This window comes from Neorhodopirellula pilleata, assembly GCF_007859915.1.
Taxonomy (GTDB): domain Bacteria; phylum Planctomycetota; class Planctomycetia; order Pirellulales; family Pirellulaceae; genus Rhodopirellula; species Rhodopirellula pilleata.
In genome coordinates this window covers 458567-478273 of the sequence record NZ_SJPM01000005.1, presented here as the reverse complement: position 1 = coordinate 478273, position 19707 = coordinate 458567, and the positions used below count along the sequence as shown (strand labels likewise).

11 protein-coding genes and 1 pseudogene are annotated in these 19707 nt (G+C 54.6%); 8 read left to right on the top strand and 4 right to left on the bottom strand.

Translation table 11 applies throughout. The features are described 5' to 3' along the window. Positions 1-2: 2 nt before the first annotated feature. Positions 3-2171, bottom strand: a complete 2169-nt coding sequence (locus Pla100_RS14660) for an FAD-dependent oxidoreductase (RefSeq protein ID WP_146578436.1) — start codon at positions 2169-2171, stop codon at positions 3-5. A 40-nt stretch (positions 2172-2211) separates the two neighbouring features. Then, positions 2212-2925: an ATP-binding protein gene (locus Pla100_RS14655; RefSeq protein WP_146578435.1), complete on the bottom strand. Its 714-nt coding sequence runs from the start codon at positions 2923-2925 to the stop codon at positions 2212-2214. Positions 2926-3146: 221 nt separating this feature from the next. On the opposite strand from Pla100_RS14655, the gene deoC reads away from it, so the two are divergent. Next, positions 3147-3872, top strand: a complete 726-nt coding sequence (gene deoC, locus Pla100_RS14650) for a deoxyribose-phosphate aldolase (protein ID WP_146578434.1) — start codon at positions 3147-3149, stop codon at positions 3870-3872. Between the two features lie 723 nt (positions 3873-4595). Here the strand turns inward: deoC and Pla100_RS14645 are convergent. Continuing rightward, the gene (locus Pla100_RS14645) at positions 4596-5777 is read right to left on the bottom strand and encodes an aminotransferase class V-fold PLP-dependent enzyme (protein ID WP_231603062.1); all 1182 of its coding nucleotides are present in this window, start codon (positions 5775-5777) and stop codon (positions 4596-4598) included. A 1107-nt stretch (positions 5778-6884) separates the two neighbouring features. Here Pla100_RS14645 and Pla100_RS14640 point away from each other — a divergent pair. Then, positions 6885-7814, top strand: a pseudogene (locus Pla100_RS14640) (IS110 family RNA-guided transposase); the annotation flags it as partial. 199 nt (positions 7815-8013) lie between these two features. On the opposite strand, the gene Pla100_RS14635 reads toward Pla100_RS14640, so the two are convergent. After that, positions 8014-9456 (bottom strand): IS4 family transposase, encoded by a 1443-nt coding sequence (locus Pla100_RS14635; protein ID WP_231603061.1) that lies wholly within the window; start codon positions 9454-9456, stop codon positions 8014-8016. 432 nt (positions 9457-9888) lie between these two features. Here Pla100_RS14635 and Pla100_RS14630 point away from each other — a divergent pair, with 432 nt between their 5' ends. From Pla100_RS14630 to Pla100_RS14605, 6 genes are read left to right on the top strand one after another with little or no spacing between them, the layout of a single operon-like run. Then, positions 9889-10503, top strand: coding sequence for a sigma-70 family RNA polymerase sigma factor (locus tag Pla100_RS14630; RefSeq protein WP_146578431.1), 615 nt, complete (start codon positions 9889-9891; stop codon positions 10501-10503). Further along, positions 10500-12092 (top strand): LamG-like jellyroll fold domain-containing protein, encoded by a 1593-nt coding sequence (locus Pla100_RS14625; RefSeq protein WP_146578430.1) that lies wholly within the window; start codon positions 10500-10502, stop codon positions 12090-12092. Before Pla100_RS14630 ends, Pla100_RS14625 begins: the two co-directional genes overlap by 4 nt. 38 nt (positions 12093-12130) lie before the next feature. After that, a complete protein-coding gene (locus Pla100_RS14620; protein ID WP_146578429.1) occupies positions 12131-15382 on the top strand; it encodes a DUF6797 domain-containing protein in 3252 nt (1083 codons plus the stop codon). Between the two features lie 32 nt (positions 15383-15414). Further along, the gene (locus tag Pla100_RS14615; protein ID WP_146578428.1) at positions 15415-16323 is read left to right on the top strand and encodes a ThuA domain-containing protein; all 909 of its coding nucleotides are present in this window, start codon (positions 15415-15417) and stop codon (positions 16321-16323) included. 1 nt (position 16324) lies between these two features. After that, entirely contained in the window at positions 16325-17905 is a 1581-nt protein-coding gene (locus Pla100_RS14610; RefSeq protein WP_231603060.1) for a sulfatase-like hydrolase/transferase, read from the top strand. Then, complete coding sequence (locus Pla100_RS14605; protein WP_146578427.1) at positions 17902-19527, top strand: sulfatase family protein; 1626 nt, start codon at positions 17902-17904, stop codon at positions 19525-19527. The genes Pla100_RS14610 and Pla100_RS14605 overlap by 4 nt, the downstream gene beginning before the upstream one ends. Positions 19528-19707 lie beyond the last annotated feature (180 nt).

Genomic DNA, 19707 nt, shown 5'->3' with positions numbered 1-19707 from the left:
GATCATGGTTCGATCGGCTCCCAATTGATCGCGTCGATGACGACGTAACCATCTGTCCCCTCGTCGCTGATCGTGACTGTCGCGTCAGTACCTTGAGCGAATCGGTATCGCCCCAACATCGCGGCGCAGGTGCCTTGATGTCCTTTGGAGTTGTTTTGTTTTTGATTGACGCGGATCGTCGTCTGTCCGTCGGCATGGGCGACAGTCACCGGCACGTCGGCACACCGGTTGGAGTTGTGCGGGTAGATCATCCGCACTTCGTACCAACCACTCGTGGGTAGTTTTCCTGTGAAGGTGGCGGTCGAGGTCACGTCTGAATCGTTGCCGTTGTGTTGATACCCGGCGTCGACGTACAGATTGCTCGAGTGACTGGCGGTCCAATGTCCGGTCCGATTTGCATCGGCATCGTCGACCGTGACTCCGGGAAATGATTGAGACGAAACTGGATTGCCTTTGGGAGCTACCTTCAAGTTGGGAGGCGTCTGCAATACTTGACCATCACTTAACAGTCGCTGCTTGACTTGCTCGTAGGCGACTTTTTGAACCGGAATATCTTGTTCGTTGGCCATCGCCGCGATGGTTGCCGCCGATTGTCCCAAGATCATGAATACGGGTTCCATGCGGATCGATCCGAACGCCGCGTGAGTCGCCGACACGCAAACCGGCACCGTCAAATTCGTGCACTGACTCGCCTTGGGCAACAACGCCCCCATCGCGATTTCATACGGCCCGTTGGTCGAAACCCCGAGGTCGCCTTCGTTTTGCACGTAACCTTCGGGAGTGATGTATCGCTGGGTATTGTGCGAATCGATCGCGTATGATCCCATCCCGACCGATTCGGGCGTCGGCAGGTCTTTGCGTAAGTGATTCTCCGTCATGACAAAATCGCCGACCATCCGCCGAGCTTCACGAACGTAAATCTGGTGCGGCCAGTTCCCGTTGTCGGTGAATTCGTCTTTGGCCAATCCCCACGAACGCATCCGCTCTTGGATGTCGGTGGGAACGCGTGGGTCGTTGGCAATGAAGTACAGCAGACCTTTTTGGTATTGCTCGTGTTGGGCAATGATCTCACGTCGTCGTTCGTAAGTCGCTTCAGGATAGTCGTAGTTCATGCCGATGTTGTCGAAACTGACCGGGCCGTGGTTGTTCGTGTCAGTCTTGAAGTTGGGCAGCGGATCGAACTTGTTAAAAACGTCTTTCCAGCCGGCGTCGAAACATCGGATCATGATTTCGTAAACTGCCGGGTCGTAACCTTCTGGCTTGGGCCAAGGTAACAGATTGTCGGCATGATTCGTCATGCAGGTTCGAAAGCAGTACGCTTGAACGCGTTTGTCGGCACTGCCGAATTCGCCCGGCGGTTGGTCGCTGACCAAGGGAATTACGCCGCTGCTCGGATCTCCTGGAACGACGTACGGATCGACGCGTTTCTTAAGAACGTCGAAATGGTGTGCGTGATGAAGAACGCCCGTTTGCACGCCGGCGTGGGGTTCGTTGTAGTCTGCGATGCCCTCGCGTCCGAACGTGGTTTGCACGCCGGCGGCGGCGACCAAATCGCCCTCGTAGGTCGTGTCCATGAATTGCTTTCCGGCATAGACTCGACCGTCGAGGGTTCGAATGCTGAGGATCTTGCCGTCCTCGACGACCACACCGTTTTCGCGATCCAACCAAGCTTCACGCACGACGACGATATCGTTTTCGGCCATCCAGTCGTCAATGATTTGTTCGGCGACATGCGGTTCGAACACCCACATCGATGCGTCTTCTTCGTCGCTCGCTTGATGACCTTGCGCCCGATTGCCGTAGGCTTCGCGTTCTTGGAAGGTCCACGCTTGAAGCTGTTGATAATGTTTGTAAACACGCTGATAGAACTGCTTGGCCAGCCCCCCGACCACTTCCTTGCGTCCCGAGTCGGTCCATCCCAAACCACCGGCGGTCAAACCGCCTAAATGCTTGTCGGGGGAAACGACGATCACCGTTTGCCCCATCGACTTAACTTGAATCGCGGCCGTGATGGCCGCCGACGTGCCGCCGTAAATCACGACGTCATGAATGGTGTCGTTGCGGGAGGAACTTGGTTCGTCGCCGGCCGCCGAAGCCATCACACCGATCAGCGGCAGAAACAGACAAACGATTCGATACCAGTGATGGTTGAAATTCAAAATGGACTGCATGAGTCAATTCACAAAGCAAGGAGTGGGGAACGTCGACGCACTAGTTTAGTCGATCGGACTCGCGCGGGGGCCTGGATTCCCTGGTGCCGGAATGTTCCCGCTCCACCCAGTCGTACAGCGACGACCAAAGGTCACGGACATTGCTGAACTCGCTTAAGTCCAACGTCCGGAAATGTTTATCGATTTTCTCGCGAACAGTCGCCTCCGGTATCGAAGCTACCAGTTCAGCGAACATCGTCTCGACGAGTCGTTGATTCAGCGACGTTCGATGCAGACACGCGAATCCCCACCGTGGCTTGTGCGTGGTGATCAGGCAAACCTGACCTCGGAATTTCGCACGCATCCGCAAACAGGTCAGCACACCCGGTGGCAGTTGTTCGGCACCATCGACGACCAACACGCCTCCGGCGGCCGTGCGGGTTTGCGCCCGCCACGACGCAACCGCGTTATCGATCCGTTGGACGATACGCCCGAGCCAGGACATCGCCGGATCGCGACCGAGCTGAACCCACTGCCCGCCGGGGAACCGTTGCATCAACGCAGTTGCCATGCAGTGCAGCAATGTCGACTTGCCGGTCCCATGATCCCCCTCGATCGAACCGAAGCGAACTTGTTCCAAATGGGCGACCAAATCAAGAACGCCGATCGCGGACAGCGTTTCCGGGTGACGGTAGACCATCGCCCCCGCTTTGACAAAACGGCTGGCAAATGGATTCGATGGCAAACAGGCGGTCAGGGAGTCGTCGTCAGGCATTGACATTTCTGTTGAAAATAATTCACGAGGGTCAACGCAGAACGGATCAGAAAGGCATCTCATTAGACCAGAAAAACTCGCGACCTGGAGGGGACTGGTTGCCGGTCCGTTTTCCATGTCTGTCTTCTATGTCACCGTCCGCACGTTGACGCAGACCATGTCCCTCGTTAGCGTAATCGGTTCGATTGCCTACCCCCTGTCCACGTTGCGGAAACCTTTCGATGAGTGATTATTCTTATCACGACCTCTCAAAAATGATCGACCACTCGCTGCTCAATCCCACGTTAACGGTCGACGATCTAGAATCCGGCATCGAGTTGGCGATCGCCTACGAAGTCGCAAGCGTGTGCATCATGCCGTACTATCTCAAACGCTGTGCCGAGAAGCTCAAAGGAACAGGTGTCGCCGCATCGACGACGATCGGTTTCCCCCACGGTGGACACACGACGGCGATCAAGCAAGCGGAAGCTCAGCGGGCGATCGACGATGGATGCGAGGAACTCGACATGGTCGTCAATATTTCCAAAGTGCTCTCGGGCGATTGGCAGTACGTCCAATCCGACATTGCGGCCGTCGTCGAGATCGCTCACGCGGCCGGCCAGAAGATCAAAGTCATCTTCGAGAACTGTTACCTCAACGACGAACAGAAAATCAAGCTCTGCCAAATCTGCACGGAACTGAAGGCGGATTGGGTGAAGACCTCCACCGGCTACGGCACCGGCGGAGCAACGCACGACGACTTGAAGTTAATGCGACAACATGCCGGTGAGCAGGTCCAAGTGAAAGCCGCCGGTGGTGTTCGAGATCTGGAAGGTTTGCTAGCCGTTCGCGAACTCGGCGTCTCACGTTGCGGGGCTAGCCGGACGGCTGAAATTTTAGGCCCAGCCAGAGAACGCTTGGGCATGCCAATGATCAACGCAACGGCAACCGGTTCGGCCGGCTACTAACGCCAGCGGGGTAGCTGTTGGGAAAGAACTTCCACATTTGCATCAAGCAAGAGAATCATAACCCGATGCGTGAGTTTTGAATTTGCGATTTTGCCTGTGGGATTGGTTTTTAGTAACCCGCTGCGTAAGCGAGGGATGAGTCAATATCAATGATCCCTCGCTTACGCAGCTCGTCGTACCACACAAGTCCGTAGATTGATGCCGTTGCGTTTGAAACCTTGATTGGTTTTCGAGATGGACAGTTTTGTGGTCCGATTCAAGTTGCCCAGCGGAGCAAGGCAGAAGAACCCCTCCCTTTGGGTGGCCTGACGAATCGGTGCGGAACTGGGTAAAGCCGGTAAGGATTTGGAACGCGAAAATGGTCGCTTGTTTCGCATCATTTTCGACTTTCTGATTTTTAGAATTTGTATACCGGATGGTGTTATTGAGGTCTGTCAATATTGAAACGCGTTCCTATGACCTTATCTCGATGCGACCACTTTTTTGACCCGTCTTAACACCGATTCGTCAGGCCACCCTTTGGGAGGGGTCGAGCGAAGCGAGGGGGAGGGCGAGTATGGGGCCCACGCTACTTCGACGATCTGTTTCTTTTTTCCAGCTCGATGCGCTGGCGTGTTGCAACGCTCGACGAGTGACGCGTCGGGTTAGGAAATCAGGTAGTTTTTCCGAACGCGTCTTGACGTCGTGAGATGACAGGCGGTTCCCCGTTTGGCATCGACAGCGTCATCCTAGAAGTTCCTCAATCGCGTCAGCGAGTCGTTCATACTGTTCGAGGCAGTTGTACGCTTGAGCCGAAATGCGAAGGCAAGTGCGTTGTTCGCTAATCTGAAAGACGGGAACTTCGATGCGATAGTCATCGAACAGTTTCTGCTTGATTGATTGTGCCTGACTTGGTGTGAGAGAACCTTGCATAGGAATCAGAACCGTGGCGAGACTGCCGATCATTTCCCGAGGCGCCGGTTCGGCAGTCTTCATTTTTTGAAGAAGGCATTCCCGTCCTCGGAGTGCCAAATCTCGATTACGCGTCATTAGCTCTGGCAATCCGCCGTCAAGTAGCGACGACAAGAAACCGATCGCATCAGGCAGGGCAAGGATCGGAGTCGGATCGTACGTTCCGACCCAATTGAATTCGCCTTGAAACTTGGAACTGCCGTACCGATCGGTATTGGCACCATGACTGATGGTCGTTGGTCGAACCTCGTGTTGCAGGTCGTTTCGAACGTGCAGGAAACCGGATGTCTTGGGACCGCACAGCCATTTGTGATGATTGGCTGTGTAATAATCGGCGTCGATGTCTTGAAGATCCACCGACACCATACCGGGGGCGTGCGCACCATCAATCATCACGCGGATTCCCTTCTCGTGAGCAAGCTGAACGATTTCGCGAACTGGAAACACGAGACCCGTCGGACTTGTCACATGATCAACCAGCAAGAGTCGAGTTCGCGGGCTGATCTTGGATTCGATGGCGTCGAGGACTTGGGTTTCGGAGTCGATCGGAAAGGGCACGATCGCCTCGGTCACCACAGCTTCCGCCTTCGCGGCGGCGTAACGAACGGCGTTGTTGCAGGCGTTGTACCCATGATTGGTGATCATCACTTCATCGCCGGAGGTGAAGCGAAATGACCGCAAGACGGCATTGACGCCTTCGGTCGAATTGCGAACAAACGCAATGTCCTCAGGACTTGCGTTTACGAGCGACCCGACCAAGCGACGCACTAAATCCAGCTTCGGTAACAACGTTCTCTCGGGGGCGAGAAACTCGATCGGATCGCTTTCCAACCGCAGCATCCATTCACGTTGTGCGTCCAAAACGCTGATCGGCGTGGCACCGAAGGAGCCATGATTCAGAAAATCCACATCGGGGTTGAGGCCCCAAAGTTCACGAAAGGGATTTGACAACAATGGAATGAAATCCTTTAAGAAACTCTGAACTCATCGCGGCCGAACTTCAAGAATAACCACCCTCACGTCGGCGGTGCCACTTAAAGGTTCTTCCGACGAATCCGTGAGTTCCCGCCGACAAACCCATAGAACCTCCCATCGAACCCACTCGGATCTCTGGAGCAAGACCCGATCGGGGTGATCCTAGATGCAGCTTCGCGTTGGTCATACATTTGTTTGTTCTCCGTTTTGGCGGAAATGATTTCGATCGTGGAAATTCTACCGTATGGACTTCGATCGCGTTGGATAACTCCTTGCCGCCCTCAATCTTCCTGCCAGAACTGCAAGACGAATCCGAAGTGAGTCCTCACTCCACCGTCAGCCTCCCAAACATCAAAACCGCTGCTCGGCAATCTCGTCTCAACCATCCCGAAGGGATCCAAGCAATTAGCCACAGGTCGCGCACCGCACCTGTGGATTGGGAAGAAATGAATGAACGTCGACCCCGAACGGGGTCGCAGCATCCTGAGTGAATGTGCTGCGACCCCGTTCGGGGTCAAAGGAGATGTGGCGTTATTAGCCGGTGGTACTCGCTTCGCTCGACCACCGGCTGATAACGCTTAACGCGTAAGGGGAGCGGAACAAGTTGCTCAAGCCCGGGAAGGTGTTTCGCAAGGGTAAAACTCCGGATTCGGATTTCAACCGTCCGTCAATCCCGAATCCCGCGTCTGCCCCCGGCGTGAGCCTCCTCGCTGTCGTTCAGCGATCTACTCCCCACCGGTGTCCTCCAGCCGATAACAGCCGCGACGCACTTCGTGTGCGTCGCCGAGTCGCCTGCGGCTCCCCTTGGATCCAACGCCTGGGCGGCGTCGTGCCGCAGACTTCCTAGTATCTACCGTGCGACGACAATCTCTCACGATTCCAATTATTTTAACGGATTGGAATCGGTTGTTTCCAAACGTCTTGTAGATCGAATAGGCCTTGGCACTTTGATGCCGTGGGTCAGCGAGATCGCAAGACGTTCATCTACCAGCCCGAACCGTCGCATGAACTGCACGACCTGCAAGTTCGAATTTACTAGGATGGGATTTTGATGAGTAAGAAAACGAAACCTGTTTTGTCGGCGTCGATATTTCGAAGGACAAACTTGATGTCTATCGACCCGACACCAAAGCATTCAGCCAACTAAACAACACCGAGGAGGACACCCACGAGTTCAGCAAAACGCTTAAACGCAAACGTCAACGGACGATCGTCGTCATGGAGGCCACCGGCGGCTACGAAAAGATGCTTCTGCATCAACTTGAGCAGTCCGGGATCGAGGCCGCTGTGGTCAACCCTCGCCGAGTGCGAGACTTTGCTAAAGGCATTGGCATCGACGCCAAAACGGACCCGATCGACGCGGCAGTGATCTCCCGCTACGGCGAGGTCGTTCAGCCGACTCCGGTTGCCTGCAAGTCAGATCACGAGAAGAAACACCGCGCGCTGGTGGACCGTCGTAACCAGTTGCTCGGGTTGATCAACCAAGAGAAAAACCGTCTGAAGCAAACCTGGGACGAGGACGCCAAAGAAAGCATCCGTGTCGTGCTGGAATGCTTGAAAAAGCAGCTAAAACAGATTGATTCCGATCTGGCGAAGATGCTCAAGGTTGATCAAGAAAACAAACGCATGATCGAGATTCTCAGTTCAATTAAGTGTGTCGGTCCCGTCCTCATTTCGACGCTGATCACATCACTACCGGAGCTCGGCAAGCTCAACCGCGAGCAGATCGCCAAGCTGGTCGGCGTTGCCCCGATCAATCGAGATTCAGGCAGCAAGTCAGGCAAACGTTTCATCGGGGGAGGACGCGGCAACGTTCGCCGCGTGCTCTACATGGCGGCGGTGGTGGGTATCCGTCACAACGCGGTCCTGAAAGCGTACTACACGCACTTAAAGAGCAAAGGCAAAGAGTCGAAAGTTGCGATCGTTGCCTGCATGCGAAAGCTTCTGAGCATCATGAACACGATGGTACGAACTGATTCCCTCTGGAAAGATGTCAAGCAAGGCGGTGCAGCATGAACACAACCAGTGCATCCATGAAGCACCGCCACGGTTTGTCATTATCGACGCACCATCGACTCGGCTATCCCTTGGACGGTTGGTTCTCACCAGAGCCGACCTCCGTTTCACCGAGCAACCTCATGCTACACAAAGTCACATCGAACACCACTCGCTATGCCTCAAAAAATCTCGGGGGTTTGGGGGCTGGCCCTTAGGTTTACCCACATTTTTTTAGCTTCGTCATCGCTTCGACTCCAGTGACCATCGCTTGTAAGTCGTTCCAGCCTTTCCAGATTGTTTGCCATCCAGGTGGATGATCGCCTTTACGATTTTGGTGTCCGCCAAGACGTGCAAGAGCGTAGTAGAATTCATGAATCGTCCAGTCGCTGTTGATCTTTCCTTGTCGCCAGGCACTCAGGACGGAAAGATATTCGCGACTGATGATCTCACTGGCTCGCCGAATCTTCGCATCGGATCGACGACTTGCGTCGCGCATCGCTAACAGCGTCAGTGTCACGATCGAAAGTAATGCGATCGTAGGTTGCAATCGTTCTTCGGTGGTGAATTGGGGGCTCTCGATCTGGCAACCTGTTTTCATCCCCTTGTGATATTCTTCTACAATCCAGCGAAGTTCGTACCAACCCACGACTCGATAAGCTGCGGCGAAGCTTCCGACGACCTCGTTTGTCAATAGAAACCATTCGAGTGGTTCTTGACCCTCTGGCGGGTCGATCTCCCAAACGCGAACGACCCAGACTTTGAGGGGAGTGTTGCCGTGTCTGGCGCACTTCTTTTGTGGCGACATGAGTTGTACAGCCGCGAATGAGACACCCATCGTTGCTTCTCGAGCGATCCGCGTGACCTTCTTCTTCTTGCCCTTATTTCTTTTGGGACTCTTCTTTGTGACTTGATGCGTGACTGACAGAGTCCAAGTGCCGACTGGCGCAAGTGTGCGCGAGTAAGTCTTCAACTTGGAGGATTGGAGTACCGTGGGGGCGTCATGCCCGATCACAACGCGGCGATCGTATGCGGCACGAATGACAAAACGACGTCCGCTGTTGACCTCGTGCTCAAGAAATTCAAACGTGTCGGCACCTTGGTCGCAAACGTCAATCCATTTTCGGTCTGTTCCGAGCGGGGTAGTTCCCTTGATCCACAGCATGCTTTCCCGCGATTCCCTCTCTCGCTTTTGTGATCGCGTTTCGTCGGTGCTGACGCTGACACGATGATGCAGGACTTGATTGGCTAGCCCCAAGACGCATCGAGTTCTTGAGTCGACGGCCAATGAGTTTTGCGCGATGTAACCGCGTTGGTGTCCGTTACCAATTTGCCCCAAGTTAGCTGCAACCGACGAATGACTTGTGAAATCCATCTCGGTAGCGTCGTGCAGTATCAATACGGGAGACTGACACCGGTCGATCTTTTCAAACGTCACCTTGCGATGCGATTGAAGAATCGCATCGTGCGTGACCTCCTTGCGGTTCACCAAGCGATAGAAGGCTTTAAGATCTTTGGGGTTATTCAGTTTTTGCGGCAAGGAGCCTCCTGGCCTTCGAGCCATCAAGTTAGCAGTAGCAACAAGTCGCTCGGTCCTACGTTTGTCGCCAAGTTGTGCGTCCGCAAAATTCGCATGTCCAAACGTTTGGCTGGAAGAAATCATCGAGGGGGCATCCATGAAAGCGGCGCTAGTGACTAAGTCGTCTTAAGCAAGCGTCACGATCAAGCCGCGACAGGCAAGCCTCGAACCCGTTTCACAGAAACAACACCCTCCTCGGTCAAACACTTCATCCAGGACTTTCGCTGTGAAATATTCCACACACCTTCAGTCAGCGCAAAATTGTTTCACGCGCGGGGCGACTTGACACATCGCTGAATCGACATGGAGAATGTGGGCAAACCTAAGGGCTGGCCCCCAAGTACGCCGGGCTCTACGAAATGGAATTCGGAAATCTTTTTCCGAATCCGTATTGACCAAAAGTAAGACCGTCGCTGACCCATTTGGCTTCTTCTCTTTAGCAGCGATCGTTGGTTCGGCTTTGCCCAGCATGATTGACGGACCCGATCCGTGAGTAGATTCCGCAAACGGTCTAATATGCTGGAAAGTACAATTTCCGGCGGGCAATTTTTGGCGTTAGCGAAGTATCCATACATGACGACTGGCCATAATTCTAGCGATGCTCATGACGACTTTATTCGCCTGTTTTCCCGGCATGAGGGCAGTGTGCGGGCGTTTGTTACGTCGCTGCTGCCAAGTTTCGAGGGCGTTGATGAGGTGATGCAGGAAGCCAGTTTGGTGATGTGGAAGAAGTTTGAGCAGTTCGATCCCGATCGGCCAGGTTCAAAGTTCATTGACTGGGCCTTCATGATCGCTCGATATGAAGTGCTCCTGTACCGTCGCAGAAAGGCGACGGATCGGCTTCTGTTCACCGAGGATGTTCTTGAATTGCTGGCGACTGAGGCGGAAGAACTCGCAACGGATCAGCCGTTGCGACACCGAGCTTTACAGGATTGTTTGGGTCGGCTGCAAGTTTCTCAGCTTGAGCTGATCCGTGTCGCGTATGCGGACGGAGTGTCGATCCAGGATGCGGCCGGCAAAGTCGGACGAACACCGACAGCGCTCTATAAGGCACTGGCTCGTATCCGCCTCAATCTGCGATCGTGCATTGAACAGACGGTTGCTCGACAATCGGCGGAGGGATCGCGGTGAACCTCGACGAACATGCACTCGAATTGGTTGACGGCTATTGCAACGGCTCACTGACCGATGACGAGTTTTCTGAACTGGGAGCGTTGTTGCGAAGCGACTCATCGCTGCGGCGAACACTGCTCGAATACCGGATGCTGGACTCAGACCTTCGCGGGTATGCGTCGGCTGCTGAGAATCTCCCTCCACTCAGTGATGACAACATCACAACAGCACGAACGATTCGACGACTGCGTGCCGAAGTATGGGCGACAGTTGCAGTCATCGCGGTGCTACTGATTGGCATCGCGTGGCTTGGTTTTCGGCAATGGGAACTCAAACCAATTGAGCAGATAGCGGCGGTCGATCCGGTAGGTCAGGATGACCCCGGCGTGGCGGTTCTGGCACGTGCCATTGACGCGGATTGGGAAGAGCATTCTCTGCGAGTCGGCGACGCAATCTCCCCCAGACGTTTGAACTTGCGAGCGGGAACCGTCGAGTTGGAATTTTACAGCGGTGCGTTGGTCGTTCTCGAAGGTCCGTCGCTGTTATCCGTGGTGTCAGAGAATGGAGGCATCCTTCACGCGGGCAAGTTAAGAGCACATGTGCCACACCACGCTCATGGTTTCACGATCAGCACTGAGAGTGTTGAGTTGGTTGATCTGGGCACTTCGTTCGGCGTGGAAGTCGGACAGGATTCCGGGACGGAAGTGCATGTCTTTGACGGCAAAGTTGAACTGTTCAAGCCAAAGAGGCCAAGGCACCCGAATCAGGGACAGTCATTGGTCGCGGGCGAAGCGCGTCGTGTCGAGTTGACTGGCGAGTCCACCGCGATTGTCGCTGACGACTCCCGCTTCACTGATTCGATTCAGTTAAGCGAGCGTCTGCGAACACGTTACACGAACTGGGTGAATGCAACACAGACTTTGGAAGACGATCCTCGACTATTGGTTCGCTACGATTTCGAGCGTGACGTGAACGCACCTCGCTCACTACTGAACTATTCTGCGGATCGTGATGACGGACTGCGAGGCGCCGTGATCGGTGCTCGTTGGAGCACGGGGCGATGGCCGAATAAAACGGCATTGGATTTCAAACGCCCCAGTGATCGCGTGCGCATCGAAGTGCCAGACACTAGTAGATCAATCACGCTGGTTGCATGGTTGAGAATTGACGGATTTGACAATCAATTCCATTCGCTGCTGTTGAGCGACGGTTGGGATCGCGTCGGAGCCGTTCACTGGCAGATTCACAAAGCGGGTTTTGTGGAGCTAGCCGTTTGGAACAACAAAGACGATCACGCCAACAACTCACGCGCCCCTTTTGTGATGCAGCCATCCGACTTTGGTCGCTGGATGCAACTAGCAGCGGTGTACGACGGTGAACAGGCGATCGTTTCGCACTATCGCGATGGAAATTTGTTGGGAACTCTTGAGTTGCAAAAGGTTGTCCCGCTTGCGATTGGCAAAGCTGAAATCGGCAATTGGAGCCCTCCTCCCGCTGACATTCGTCTGATTCGCAATTTCAACGGCGCGATGGATGAACTCATGATCTTCGACGACGCACTCCCCGCCGACCAGATCGCCGAACTGTACGAAAACGGCATGCCGTGAGTTTTGTTGAGCCGACCTTCTTCCTTTGATTTAAAGATATGTATCGAAAGCCGTTTTTACACACGATGCTCGCTTTCTGTTTGGCCATGTTGGCGGGAACGACTGGTGCAGCACCGCCAAATCTCGAAGCAACACTTTCCGAGCGGCCAATTTCCGACATCGCTCGTCATGCCCGAGTACTGGGTAATCCTTCGCGGGGTGCGATTCTGTTCTATCGTCAAGGTCTGAGTTGCACGCAGTGTCATACTGCCGGTGAGGGAGCGAAGTTGCTTGGACCGGATTTGTCCGATTTAAGTGAGCGGGCAACTTACGAACATGTTATTGAGTCCATTCTGGACCCGTCGAAAGTAGTCAGCAAAGGCTATGAGTCCGAAAAACTGCTGTTAGACAGCGGTCGTCTGTTAACCGGAATGATTCGCGGAAAATCCGAGGACGAATTGGTCATCTTTGTCCCCGGCGAAGAGAAGACCCGCACAGTCTCGCTGGATGAGATAGAAGAACGGTTGCCGTCAAATTCAATGATGCCGGTTGGGCTTATCAATCAGCTACAAGACATAGACGAATTCTATGACCTCGTCAGCTATCTGGTGGAACTCGGTCAAGCCGGACCTGAAAATGCTGCTCGTCTGAAACCCGATGTTTCCTTACTCGTTCCGCCGCCGTTGCCCGCGTACGAAAGCGATCTCAATCATGCGGGACTGATTCGATCATGGGATGCTCGATCGCGAAACCGTGGAAAAGCACTCTACGACAGCTTGTGCGTCAACTGCCATGGCACACTGGCCGAAGCTGGTTCGCTGCCCAATGCGATACGTTTCGCTGACGGTGAGTTCAAGAACGGCAGCGATCCCTATTCGCTCTACAAAACGATCACGCACGGCTACAAGATGATGCTGTCGCAACGGCAATTGGTTCCGCAGCAAAAGTATGATGTCATTCACTACATCCGTGAGGCTTACCTGAAACCTCACAACGCTTCACAATTCACCAACATTGACGATGCGTACCTTGCAAGCTTGCCGAAGGGGAAACTTCGTGGACCGGCGCCAATCAAGAGCGAACCGTGGAGCGAAATGGACTACGGTCCGTTCCTGATTAGTACTTATGAAATGGCTGGACTGAATAAAGCTGCTCGGCCTGCGATTTCCAAAGAGGAAAACGAGTTGGCGGCTCGGGAGGGTCGCCCGCCCCGCGAAACATGGCCGACCGATACGAACTTTGCTTACAAGGGAATCGCAATTCGACTGGACAAGGGTGTTGGTGGGATCGCAGCGGGTTCGCACTGGATTGCACTGGATCACGATACGATGCGAATCGCCGGAGCGTGGTCGGGAAAAGGGTTCATCGACTGGAAAGGAATCCTGTTCAACGGCAATCACGCCGTCACTCCGCGTACCGTCGGCGACTTGCACTTCGAGAGTCTACCCGGGCCCGGTTGGGCACATCCGATCACCGGCAGCTTTGAGGACCCTCGCATGCTTGGCAAAGACGGACGTGCTTACGGACCGCTTCCGCGCGACTGGGCACAGTACAAAGGCACTTACAAGCACGGCGACCGAGTGATCGCCTCCTACAGAGTCGGTGACGCCGATGTCTTGGAAGCTCATGCCGTCGAAACACACGATGACGCGACGATTTGGACTCGCACGCTGAATGTCGGCAAGTCATCCCATGATCTGACGCTGCGAGTTGCACCTGATTCGATGAATTCCGCGGTGGCTGGAGATTCGCTGGCGATCGAGCAAGACCGAGGTTTTTCCGTTGTTCGTATCCCTTCGGCGCAGACTCCGATCAACTTCACACTGCGGATCGCGGGAGATGATGTTCGCCCGAGCGTCGTGAATTCAAAGTTCGACAAAATTGATGACTTGAGCTTGCTGACTCGTGGCGGGCCTGCTCAATGGCCTGAGGTTCAATCAACGGCACCGAAATATGCAAAGAATGATGGTCCTTTCGCGGTCGATACTTTAACGCGTCCAACCAGCAATCCGTGGAAGAGTCGGCTTCGCATGTCGGGGCTGGACTTTTTCAAGGGCGGCGATCGTCTGGTTGCCTGCTGTTGTGACGGCGATGTGTGGATCGTCGATAGCACTAGAGATTTGAATGGTTCGATCAACTGGAGGCGGATTGCATCCGGGCTGTTTCATCCGCTTGGGATCAAGATTGTTGACGGTCGAATTTTTGTCACCTGTCGAGACCAGATCGTCATCCTCAACGACCTCAACGGTGACGGAGAAACCGACTTCTACGAGTGCTTCAACAACGATCATCAAGTTACTGACCACTTCCACGAATTCGCGATGGGATTACAGGCTGACGCGGAAGGCAACCTGTACTATGCCAAGAGTGCCCGTCACGCACGCGATTCGCTGGTGCCTCAGCATGGAACGCTACTTCGAGTGAGCGCCGATGGAATGAAGACAACGATTCTGGCCAATGGGTTTCGAGCGGCCAATGGTGTTTGCCTGAATCCGGATGGTTCGTTTTTCGTCACGGATCAGGAAGGCCACTGGAATCCAATGAACCGGATCAACCGCGTCATTGAAGGTGGCTTCTATGGGAACATGTACAGCTACGGTGCTCCGGCCGACTCGAGTGACAATGCAATGGAGCAACCACTTTGCTGGCCCAACAAGTCATTCGATCGCTCGCCATCAGAATTGCTTTGGGTCAACAGTGACGCGTGGGGGCCACTGAACGGTTCGTTGCTGAATCTGTCGTACGGTTACGGAAAAGTCTACATTGTGCCGCATGAAAAGGTCGGCGATTTCTGGCAAGGCGGAATGTGTCGGCTGCCACTCCCACAATTTCCGACCGGCGTGATGCGAGCGAGATTTCATCCAGAAAACGGGCAGATGTACGCTTGCGGCATGCACGCTTGGGGAAGCGATCAAAGCGAGAGTCCCGGTGGGCTTTATCGCATTCGTTACACGGGTGCAGAATCGTTGCTGCCAATCGGGCTCGCCGCCCACAGCGAAGGCATGACGATCACGTTCTCGCAAGCTGTCGATGTGCAATCCGCATCTGATCCGAACAGCTATCTCGTCGACACATGGGCACTGAAGCGAACGGCAAACTACGGATCGGACCTCTACGACGAACAATCGTTGACGATTGATTCCGCCGAAGTCTCGGAAGACGGCCGATCGGTCACATTGCGGTTACCGCACATGCGTCCGACTTGGTGCATGCAGATTTCGTACAAGCTAAAGAGCGAAAGCGGCAAGACGTTTACAGGCACGATTCAAAACACAGTTCATCAATTGGCGGATTCATCACCAACAGAGTGAGCATCAATAACTAAAACGAAGGAAACACCGACATGATGAGAATCTTCTTACTTCTGTGTCTTGCAATGACTGCTCATGCGAGCGTTTTGCAGGCCGAAACGATTCATATTCTCGTTTGGGACGAGCAGCAGGATCGGCAGGCGGAGGCTTACGAGAACTTCATCGGTAACGAAATTGCCAGCAGGCTCGATGCGTCATCAGACGACTTCGAGTTGCGGAGCGTGAACCTGAATGACCCCGAGCAGGGACTGACAGCAGAAAACCTCGACTGGGCCGATGTGATGATTTGGTGGGGCCATGTCCGGCAGTGGGAAGTCTCACCGGACACCGTACAACGCAAAATCATGAAGCGGTTGAAGTCCGGAAAACTGAACATGATCTTCCTTCATTCGGCGCACTTTTCGACGCCGTTCATGGAGGCGATGAATGAACGCACAATGTTCGATGCACGCCGAAAGTACACGCCTGCTGAAGGTGGCAAGCCGATCGAGTTTGAATTCGTTCGTCCGCCGGGACGGATGGTCCCGACACGCGACTCGATCGTCACGCCTGCCTATCTGGCGCTGAAGCAAGGGAAGAACTTAGCAAAAGTCCGCGTCGATCTTCCCAACTGCTGTTTTCCGGCGTATCGGCCCGACGGTGCGCCAAGCACGTTGACGGTGATGAAGCCCGATCATCCAATCGCGGAGGGACTGCCGAAAGCAATGGCGATGCGAAGTACCGAAATGTACGACGAACCCTTTCACGTTCCGGAGCCGGACGAAGTTGTCTTTGAAGAAACGTGGGAGTCGGGAGAACGATTTCGCAGCGGCATGACGTGGAAGATCGCAAAAGGCACCGTCTTCTACTTCCGACCGGGCCACGAAACGTTCCCCGTCTACAAGCAGCCCGAAGTGATGCAGATTTTGGCGAACGCCTGTCGCTGGCTGGGAGAAAAGTAACGTGACCAGAGTCTACTTCACCACATTGGCCTGCTTGCTAAGTATCGCGCCGGTTGGCTCCGCCGCTGACAAACCGAACATCGTCCTGATTCTTGCCGATGACCTCGGGTACGGCGATGTTGGGTGTTACAACTCGGAAGCGAAAGCTCCAACGCCGAACCTTGATCGCATGGCAAGCGAAGGGATGCGGTTCACCGACGCCCATAGTCCTTCGACCGTTTGCACGCCGACCCGCTACAGCATCATGACGGGGCGAATGGCATTTCGACTTAACTACGCCGGTGTGTTCACGGGAGTCGGCGGCCCGTGCCTAATCACAAAAGACCGGCTGACGCTTCCCGGGATGTTACGCGATCAAGGTTACGAAACGGCCATGTTCGGAAAGTGGCATATCGGTATGTCGTTTCTCGATCGCGACGGCAATGTGATTGATGACAAAGAGCCGCCGAAGGACGCTGACCGCAGCGTGAAAGCCAATCGCGGTGTGGATGCCGTTCGGCGAGTCGATTACTCACGCGGAATAACTGACGGTCCGATCCATCGCGGGTTCGATCACTTCTTCGGCACGGCTTGCTGCCCGACCAGCGACTGGCTTTACGCTTTCATTGACGGCGATCGCATCCCTGTTCCGCCGACGCAGATTGTCGACAAGTCGAAGCTGCCGACTCACGAATGGTCGTTTGACTGTCGCCCCGGCATGATCGCGCCTGACTTCGACCATGAAGAAGTCGACATGGTGTTCTTGCAGAAGAGTCTCGACTTTCTCGATCGCCATCGCAAACAGAAACCCGACAAGCCGTTCTTTCTGTTTCATTCACTTCAAGCAGTTCATCTGCCATCGTTTCCGGGCAAGGAGTTCCAGGGAAAGACAGATGCCGGTCCGCACGGTGACTTCATCTTTGAATTTGATCACATCGTCGGTCGATTGCTGGAGAAACTCGAATCACTCGGCATCGCGGATAACACGTTAGTGATCGTCACCAGCGATAACGGTCCGGAAGTTGGCACGGTGCTCAACATGCGATCGAAGTATCAGCACGACGGTGCTCGCCCGTGGCGAGGGATGAAGCGAGACAACTGGGAAGGCGGCCACCGTGTTCCGTTGGTCGTCCGCTGGCCGGGACGCGTAAAGGCAAACTCAGTTGTCGACCAAACCGTCTGCCTGACCGACATCATGGCAACGTGTGCGGAAATCGTTGATGCGAATCTTCCCAGCGATAGTGCCGAAGACAGTGTGAGCGTCCTCCCCGTGCTGCTCGGCAAGACGAACGAAGAGGTTCGGGACTTTACACTCCACCAGACCATTAGCCTTGCGCTGGCGATTCGCAAAGGCAAGTGGAAGTACCTCGATCACAAAGGCTCCGGCGGCAACAACTACGGCGGGGGCAAGCTGAAGAGTTTATACGCTCTGCCGGAATCAGCCCCCAACGCACCGGGTCAACTCTACGACATCGAGAACGATCCGGGTGAAACAACGAATCTCTACTTCCAGCATCCGGAGATCGTAAAAGAGCTGAAACAGCAACTGGACAGAAGCAAGAACAGTGGCCGCAGTGCTCCGAGGACATCAATAAGTCAATGAAATACATACTTCTTTCACTATTGATGTGCGTGGCTTCATTTGCCCACGCAGTAGAGAAACCAAACATTGTTTTCATCCTCGCCGATGATCTCGGGATCGGCGACGTCAAGTGTTACGGCGGTGACCGTTGCCTGATCGACACGCCCAACATCGACGCACTTGCGGCGCGGGGACTGCGTTTCACGGATGCGCACGCGAATGCTTCCATTTGCGGTCCCACTCGTCGAGCCATCATGACGGGGCGCTACAATTGGCGATTCGGCGCAACGACCAACAACGGGCCGTGGGGATTCGTTGGACCTCGTCCCGGCACCGAGCGATCAACGCTCGGCAAGCTGCTCAAACGATCCGGCTACCAAACCGGTTACGTTGGCAAATGGCATCTAGGCACCACGATGGCCACGCGCGACGGGGAGAACCAAGGGCTCACGAACGTCGACTTCACCAAGCCACTTCGATACGGCCCGGTGCAATTTGGCTTTGATGAGAGTTTTATCCTGCCCGGTTCGCTCGACATGTATCCCTATGCGTTTGCGCGGAACAATGTCTGGCAGGGGGCGGTGACCGCACAAAAAGGCTGGAGTGCATTCAACCGAGTCGGGCCTGCCGAGATGGATTTCGAGGATCACGAAGTCCTCGAAACCTTCTACACAGAAGCGGAGTCCTTCCTCGAACAGCAGACCACCGAGCAACCGTTCTTTCTGTTCCTCGCCCTAACAGCACCTCACACTCCAACCAGTCCCGGCGTCAAATGGCAAGGCAAATCAAAACTGGGCGTGTATGGCGACTTCGTGATGGAAGTCGATCATTCGGTTCAGCGAGTTACTGACGCGCTCAAGGCCAAAGGGTTGAGTGACAACACGTTGATCCTGTTCTCTTCCGATCACGGGCCTGCGCCCTACGCCGGCAACATCCTCAAGGCAACGCCAGCCCAGATTCACCAGCTCGAAGAAAAGGGCCATTTTCCGAGCGGGCCTTATCGCGGCTACAAGTTCTCGATCTACGAAGGAGGTCTGCGAATTCCGCTGATTGCAAGCTGGCCCGGCGTCATCCCCGAGGGAGCAACGTGCAACTCGCTTGTCGGTCTCTGCGATTTGATGGCGACCTTCGCGGAGTTAACCGGTGAAGTAACGGGACAAACGGAAGCACCCGATTCGATCAGCTTCGCACCATTACTACGCAGTCCGTCAGCACGAGGAACTCGGACCGATCTCGTCATGGAATCGACCATGCACTTCGCGATTCGCCAAGGCGATTGGAAACTCTGCCTCACACCTTCATGCGGCATGCAGGTTAATTCCGAAAATGGAGCGGGCAACGAACCACTCGCCGAACAGGCGTGGCGATCAGCACTCGACCAATTTGGCGGCAAACCAACCGAAGCCGATCTGCTGAAGCCTCCATTCGTCCAGCTCTACAACCTCGCTGAGGATCCAACCGAAAGCCACAACCTCGCCGCCGGTCACGCCGACCGCGTCAAGAGCATGGCAGACCTGCTCCGCGAACAGGTGGACAACGGCCGCAGCACTCCTGGCCCAAAACTGAAAAACGACAAGCGAGTGCGAATCGTTGACCCCAATGACAAACGTCTCCCCGACTTTGTGACTAAGGATTCAAAGTGATTCTGATATCGCACATCGCCGAGAGGAAGCTTAGGTTTCGCCATCGGCGACTTGGGCATCGTCAACCCTTATCCAGTCGTTTCAAACATTTAAGTGACGCGTGCACGGCTGACTCCTAGATGCCGAGCGAGTGCCGCCCGCGATTCAAACTCCCCAGTAGCCGGCAATGCCTGATAATGA